This window comes from Cyanobium sp. Alchichica 3B3-8F6, from assembly GCF_024346435.1.
In the GTDB taxonomy this organism is placed as follows: Bacteria; Cyanobacteriota; Cyanobacteriia; order PCC-6307; family Cyanobiaceae; genus Cyanobium_A.
On record NZ_JAGQCZ010000033.1, the window covers coordinates 1 to 6,445 of the forward strand.

The 6,445-nt window shown below is 59.1% G+C and carries 6 protein-coding genes and 1 pseudogene; 2 read left to right on the plus strand and 5 right to left on the minus strand.

Going from position 1 to position 6,445, the window contains the following annotated elements; all coding sequences use genetic code 11:
• Window positions 1–1,861 precede the first annotated feature (1,861 nt).
• A protein-coding gene (locus tag KBY65_RS13790; RefSeq protein WP_255001970.1) for an IS3 family transposase occupies window positions 1,862–2,970 on the plus strand; the annotation gives its coding sequence in 2 pieces (ribosomal slippage) (window positions 1,862–2,126 and window positions 2,126–2,970; 1,110 coding nt in all).
• A 44-nt stretch (window positions 2,971–3,014) separates the two neighbouring features.
• On the opposite strand, the pseudogene KBY65_RS14155 reads toward KBY65_RS13790, so the two are convergent.
• Together KBY65_RS14155 and KBY65_RS13795 are read right to left on the minus strand one after the other, a co-directional pair.
• Window positions 3,015–3,116 (minus strand): annotated as a pseudogene (locus KBY65_RS14155) (IS481 family transposase); the annotation flags it as partial.
• A 157-nt stretch (window positions 3,117–3,273) separates the two neighbouring features.
• Window positions 3,274–4,797, minus strand: a complete 1,524-nt coding sequence (locus KBY65_RS13795) for an IS1182 family transposase (protein WP_255001971.1) — start codon at window positions 4,795–4,797, stop codon at window positions 3,274–3,276.
• Between the two features lie 141 nt (window positions 4,798–4,938).
• Here KBY65_RS13795 and KBY65_RS13800 point away from each other — a divergent pair, with 141 nt between their 5' ends.
• Window positions 4,939–5,262 (plus strand): hypothetical protein, encoded by a 324-nt coding sequence (locus tag KBY65_RS13800; RefSeq protein WP_255001972.1) that lies wholly within the window; start codon window positions 4,939–4,941, stop codon window positions 5,260–5,262.
• Between the two features lie 107 nt (window positions 5,263–5,369).
• Here the strand turns inward: KBY65_RS13800 and KBY65_RS13805 are convergent, their stop codons facing one another.
• From KBY65_RS13805 to KBY65_RS13815, 3 genes are read right to left on the minus strand one after another with little or no spacing between them, the layout of a single operon-like run.
• A complete protein-coding gene (locus KBY65_RS13805) occupies window positions 5,370–5,549 on the minus strand; it encodes a leucine zipper domain-containing protein (protein ID WP_255001973.1) in 180 nt (59 codons plus the stop codon).
• Between the two features lie 21 nt (window positions 5,550–5,570).
• Window positions 5,571–6,107, minus strand: coding sequence for an ISAs1 family transposase (locus KBY65_RS13810; RefSeq protein ID WP_255001974.1), 537 nt, complete (start codon window positions 6,105–6,107; stop codon window positions 5,571–5,573).
• Window positions 6,098–6,268 carry a hypothetical protein gene (locus KBY65_RS13815; RefSeq protein WP_255001975.1) on the minus strand — a complete coding sequence of 57 codons (171 nt, stop codon included), beginning with the start codon at window positions 6,266–6,268 and terminating at the stop codon, window positions 6,098–6,100. Before KBY65_RS13815 ends, KBY65_RS13810 begins: the two co-directional genes overlap by 10 nt.
• Window positions 6,269–6,445 lie beyond the last annotated feature (177 nt).

Sequence of the window (6,445 nt, forward strand, 5' to 3'; positions counted from 1 at the left end):
CTGGAGTCAGCCGGCAGAAGTGTGGATCAATAAGCCAACAGAGGAGCCAAACCCGACCCTGGCGCTACCCTTAATCCAGGCCGCCTGAATAGCAGCCCAGGAGTGACAACTTTCCTGAAAGTCACCGACATGGAAAACATCAAGAAAGTCAAAATCATCAATAGACCTTGCGCCACAAAGTGGCTCTAGTTGTTCGAGGTTTACGTTAGACATAGCGGGGTCTTTGCCTCCTGAAAGCTGATCAGAATCGACTCAGTATGGCTGTCAGAGGTTCACGAGATCAGAGCGACGGATTTAGGTCCGGCTGGGCAAGTGGGGCGGCCTAAAATCTGTGATTTGGCCTTAGGGGTCGAGAACGTTCTATTCATAGTACCGTCAGCTTGACGTTAATTGCTTGGAAAGCGGTTACCATAGTTGATAATATATCAGGTGATAGGATAGGTTCTGGTTGATGTAGCGACGTCGGCAGCAATGAGTTGATGTCATACATCACTGCATGATGCTTGTCTCGGATCGAGTGAAGGCCGGACAGATAGAGTAAATTAAAAGGGTGGGTGCATAGGGCTTCCATGATGGCGGGAACGCTGCCGAAGTAATGTCACTAGCATTATCGCAGCTTAGTATCGGAGAACCAGTTGCAGCTCCTGACAGCGGTGCTCTCTCAGCAGCAGCGGCAATGCCTCTGGCGTGGTGTGGAGGTTTATGGTGAACAGGTGGGTGGGCACAAGGCTTCCCGTGGCTGAACCCGTTGGCGAAAATCTCGGCGCTCCAGCTATTGCAGTTTAAGTTGTCTTTAATTTGCTCTGGCGTTCATCACTCAAGATCCAGCGGGTGACACGGCCACGGGCGATTTCTGATCGGTGCGATGAATGGTATGTGGCGCCTTCCGATCAACTGATCGTCGATCTGCCGGTCGAGCGTCTTCAGGTTTGGATGAAGAGGCACCTGGAAGTAGGCATCTGCTTTGTAAACTAAACAGACATGCTTGCTGCGCGAAAAGCGCGGTTGCATCAATAAGCACGCCCCCAAGGTCAAGCTCTCCGATCTGCTTCTCGAGCAAGTAATGCATGTGGTATTTAGTGGTGGCGTATAAGATCTGAGCGAGCAACACATCCAACCCAGCCGAATAAAGCAGTACGTAAGCGATGAAGGCTGAACCGCCTCCACTGTTGGACTCCATCAAAACGATCAGGATATGGCCATCACGGTTAAGCTGGTCATGATCTACTGATGCACCTGGGATATGATCGATAGTCGAGTCCTGGATGTCGCCGCAATCGGCAGTGACATCCAGCTGGAGGAATAAATAGCATAAGACGGAATCCGACGGAGGACGTTTGAGCTCTATCCCAAGGGAGTCTGTGAGCAAATTGTGCTAGCAACGAGCAATACACCCGAAAAAGCGCCGGCTCTCGCATTTGTCCATGATGCCAAGGACCGACACCAGCAGCGGGTACCAAACGGGAAGAGACCCTTCGACGCATCTGGGAATGAGAAAAGATCTTGTGAAACCTGATCATGTCAAAAATAGTTTCTGAAGAATTGCTTCCGAGCAGTAAGAGGGCCAATTCCAAAGAATTGAACCGATGCTCGAGCCCCGGCAAAAAGGCTTGTGACAAATTTAGGATTTGCGATAGTTCCCGAATATGCAACTGGTGATTTCTCACCTAGTCATTAAGTAGCCCGTAACAGCCCAATCTGCTGATCGGGAGTGCGGCCGGACAAGGCCATATGGTACCTGCGGCCGTTATAGTTCGCCAGATAGCGCGAAAACCACCGGTTCCGTTTGACGTGGCCCCTGGGAATCGGTCCACGGTGAATGAGAGTCTTCATCCGGCCAGACTGGGCCGGGGACTCCACCATGAAACGAATCCGCCACACGCCCGAGCAGATCATCCGCAAGCTCAAAACTGCTGAGCAGCTGATCGCCCAGGGCAAGACCGTCGCCGACGTGAGTCGAGCTCTGGAGGTCTCTCAGCCCACCTACCACCGCTGGCGTCAGCTGTACGGCGGGATGCAGGCCGAGGAAGCCAAACGGCTCACTCAGCTGGAGAAGGAGAACGGCCGACTCAAGAAGCTTCTGGCAGAAGCTGAGCTGGAGAAGGCCATGCTCAAGGAGCTGGCCGAGGGAAACTTCTGAGCCCGGAACGGCGTCGCAGAGCTATTGAGGCTCTGCGCACCCGGTTCCGGGCATCGGAGCGGTTCGCCTGCCGGGTGGTGGGCCAGCACCGCAGCACCCAGCGCCATGGCAGCCGAGTCGTCGACATCGAGGAGGCCAAGCTCCGGAGTCGCCTTCGCGAGATCGCCGCTGAGCAGATCCGCTGGGGCCGTCGCATGGCTTATCGCCTGCTGCGGCGCGAGGGCTGGTCGGGGAACCACAAGCGGGTGCACCGCCTCTGGCGGCAGGAGGGCCTGCAGAGGCCCACTCCCAGAAAGCAGAAGCGGGCCCGGCCCGCTGATGGATCAGTGCGTCGTCACCAGGCCGAACACCCCCACCAGGTCTGGGCGATGGATTTCCAGTTCGACGCCACCGCAGACGGGCGGCGGCTCAAGCTCCTGAACGTGATCGACGAGCACAGCCGGCTGTGCCTGGCCATCCGAGTGGGCAGACGCTGCAAGGCAAAGGACGTAGTGGCCGTGCTGGAGGAGCTGACCAGCATCTATCCCGCACCGGCGTTCATCCGCAGCGACAACGGGCCCGAGTTCATTGCCCATGCCCTCAGGCATTGGAGCAAGGCCAGCGGCACCACTACGGCGTATATCGAGCCAGGGTCACCTTGGCAGAACGGCTTTGCCGAGTCGTTCAACGGCAGATTCAGGGACGAGTTCCTCAACACCGAGCTGTTCGCCACGGTGGCAGAGGCCCAGGCCTTGGCTGATCGCTGGCGCTGGGAGTACAACACCCTCAGGCCGCATTCGGCCCTCCAGGGGCGTACGCCCCTGGAGGCAGCTCAAGCAGCTGCTGCATAACCACCCACTCTCATTACACCTGGACCAACGAAGGGGGTCACGTCACGTTCACTTGTGATCTGGAACGGCATGGAGTAAGCCCATTCAGCTAGCAGGGTCTTGATAAGCCGCTCGGCTTTGACGTTGGTTCTGGGTGTGTAGGGCCGACAGTGTTTGGCGTCGGTCTCAGGGTTATGCAGGCTTCTCTCCAGTGATTAGAGCGCTAGGAGCGTGTCGCACGTTGCGCTGAGGCCAGGAAGCGGTGATTGAGCTCTTGTGATTCCGGAATATCCGATTGCAGCCGTGGCGACATGAACCAGGACCTCAGGCCGTTGCCAGCGATGCCCGGAACAACTTGAGAAGGTTGTGGGTGGTGGCCATCAGGGCCCATTCCCCGTTCACCTGCTCCAGACCCCGTAATCGGAACCGATCCAGGCCTCTGGCCCCTTTGATCTGCCCAAAGACTGGTTCCACCACGGTTTTGCGCACGGCATAGATCGTTTGGCCGGCCTTGGATCTGAGCTTCCGCTCCATCCGCCCTCTGGCATCGAGGTCTTTGGGTGGTCGACCCCTTGATGGCCGGGGCTGCTTGCCGTGCTGCTGCCGGCTGGTGGAGATGTAGGCATTCAGCCCTTTCCCCTCACAGGCTTCCAGGTTGGCGGTGCTGCAGTAGCCGGCATCCGCAATCAAGGCATCCGGCAGCTCCCCAGTGTTGGCCTGGATTCGCTCCAGCATGGGCAGCAGGTGAACCGCATCGCTGGGCTGGTTGCTGACGCCGATCGCCACGATCATCTGGTGGTCACTGTCGACCGCGGCCTGGCAGTTGTAGCCCTGGATCCAGCCGTCAGCGCCTTTGAGGATGTGGCTGTCGGGGTCAGTGAAGTTGCGCTGAGACTGGGGTTTGGGGTTGCCGATGCCATCGGTCGGGAGCTGTCGCTGCGGCATCGCCACGGGATCCAGATCTCCCGTGAGCACCGGTGATTCCAGCCCTGCTGCTTGTGCCGTTTGGAGCGCCAGCTTCTGCGTGTCATTCGCTCGCTTACGGGCACCGCGAGCGCGGCGTGATGCCTGCTCTCTGAGCTGGGCGTCACCACTGGCTTCTGCCGCAGCAGCATCTGCTTCTGCCTCGCTCGCCTGCACCTCGCGTTGACGAGCCTTGGCAGCAGCGGCTTCTGCTTCCAGTTCAGCCTTGGCCTTGCGGATCCACTCCAGCCGGCTCTGACGGCGTTGCAGTTCCTTGGGCAGTTCGTCGCCCCGCTTGTCCTTTCCGTATTGGCCGTCTTCCTGAGCGTCGATCAGCTCGGCCTTGCGCAGTAGCGCTCGCATCTCAGCCTCGAGCTGCCGCTCGGATTTCAGCATCCGCTCGTGGCTCATGGCCTTGTGCTTGCTGGCATTGGCTTTGACCTTGGTGCCGTCCAGAGCCACATGGCCCAGGCTCACCAGCCCCGCCTTCTGGCAGAGCCGCAGCACCTGAACAAACAGGGAGGCCAGGGCAGCCAGGTGACGGCGGCGGAAATCACTGATCCGGCTGTGGTCAGGCTGCTGATTGCCGGTGAGAACCCGGAAGGCGGCGTCTTCCCAGCAGGCCTTCTCGATCTTGCGGGAGCTGGGCAGCCCGACGCAATAGGCGTACAGGAGCAGCAGCGCCATCATTCGCGGCTCGTAGGCCTTCTCGCCCCGCGGATCCTTCTGCCGGTAGACGGCGTGGATCTCCTCAAGATCCAGCTCGCCGGCCAAATCCAGCAAAAAGAACACCAGGTGGTTCTCTGGCAACCAGTCCACTGGTGATGGCGGCAGCAGCAGCGTCTGCTCGGGGTTCCAGGGGCGGAACGACTTGGGCTTGACCATGCCCGATTCTCTCGCCCAGATTCATTGCTGCCACTGGGATCTGGGCAGATTTCAGGGCGTCTGTGGAGAGGCCGCGCCCTGATCTATGTGCAACACGCTCCTAGGCGCTGCCGTTATCGGAGAACGCTTGCAAGTAATTCCTTGGGCTTCAAATCAGTCCACATCCCGCAGCAGAAAACCAACGGCCATGGCCTGCTTCTCATCCGACAGCAACTAGAGGTATGCAGGGCGAGTGGCATCGTCAATGGCAACATGAACTTTCTCATAGCCAGTGCCAAAGCTGGATCCAAGACGCAGATCACCGGTGATCAGGTCCCCGATGGGTTGAAAACGGGCCATATGTTTGATGACGACATGGATCATGTCGCCGGAGTTGGCCCACTGGTAGCGGCGAAAGGGCTCTGCGGGCTGCAGATTCGTGAGCCGGCCGAGACCCAAGTCGTTGAACACCCTACCCACGGCTAAAAGCGGTGCCGACAATACACGGGCGACACGACGGAGGCAGGGCTCATGGCGGTGCTCGACAGCGTGCTGCAGTTAAGCCTCCGCCGGTGGGTGCAGCGAACACTGCGTCAATTCACCAAGGCAGCTAAACCACCTGAGCGGTAGAGGACCAGCAACTTATAGGCCATTCGCAGGTCGATCCCAGCCTCCGCCGTGAGAAGCGAGAGAGGGCGCCATTCGTGAATGTGTCGTCGCAACAACGGTTCACGACCGAGGGGTGTCAGCCGAGCATTCGGGTGGGTAAGCATCAGGGCTGACTGAAAGTCATTTCATCCCGTTGCGGTGGCTCTTAGCCCGACCAAGCCGAGCATTCGGCATATGTCATGCGCCACCGCCATCAGGCCAGCACGGATAGATCGGAAACCGTTGCAGCGCAGCAGGTTGAGGGCAAATGTCCGCAGCAGAGCCAAAACCTGCACGCCGTTGCGATGTGTGTAACGCTGAGAGTCCTCGCCGAGCTGCGTGTCGCGGGGCCAGTGCCACTGGTTTTCGATAGCCCAGCGCTGCCGAACCAGCCGCAGTAGGGCTTTTGGGCTGGTGCGCAGGGTGGTGATGAACAAGTGCACGTGGTGAAACGGCTTGCCGTCACGCCGGCCGGTACTCACCAGCTCGATGATCCAGCTGGCGCCAGCCCAGCGCTCACGGATGGCGCCTGTGGCATTGCGGGCACGGAGAGTCCAGCGCACTTGGCGGCCGGGGCTGGCCTTGAAATCACTGATCACCACAGGAAAGTGCCGGTTTCCGCGATACTGGGAGACGATCTGCTGATACAGCCGGCGCTGGTTGTTCTTGACCGTCAGGAGCAAGTCGGCGCCCTGCTCAGCGGCGAGTTGTAAAACGCGGGTGAGGTGTGCAGCGCATCCGTCTGGATCAGCACACCTTCCAGCTCCAGGGTGCTCAGCAAAGCTTTCAGGGCCACGCGCTCGTGGAACTCTCCAGTATCAAACGAGGTCTGGGCAATCGCCACACCCAGCTCAAGTGCATAGAGCGTGACCTGGGTGATAAATCGCGTGGCTCAGCGGCGTCCCATGGAGTGGTGTAACTCGGGGGGATCAGCCCCGGCTACGCCGGGGCTGACGGCTCAACTCCCTCAGTCTTTAGCTGTGGCAATGGGTGGGCCGGTCTGTGACCCTGTTCGGAGCAC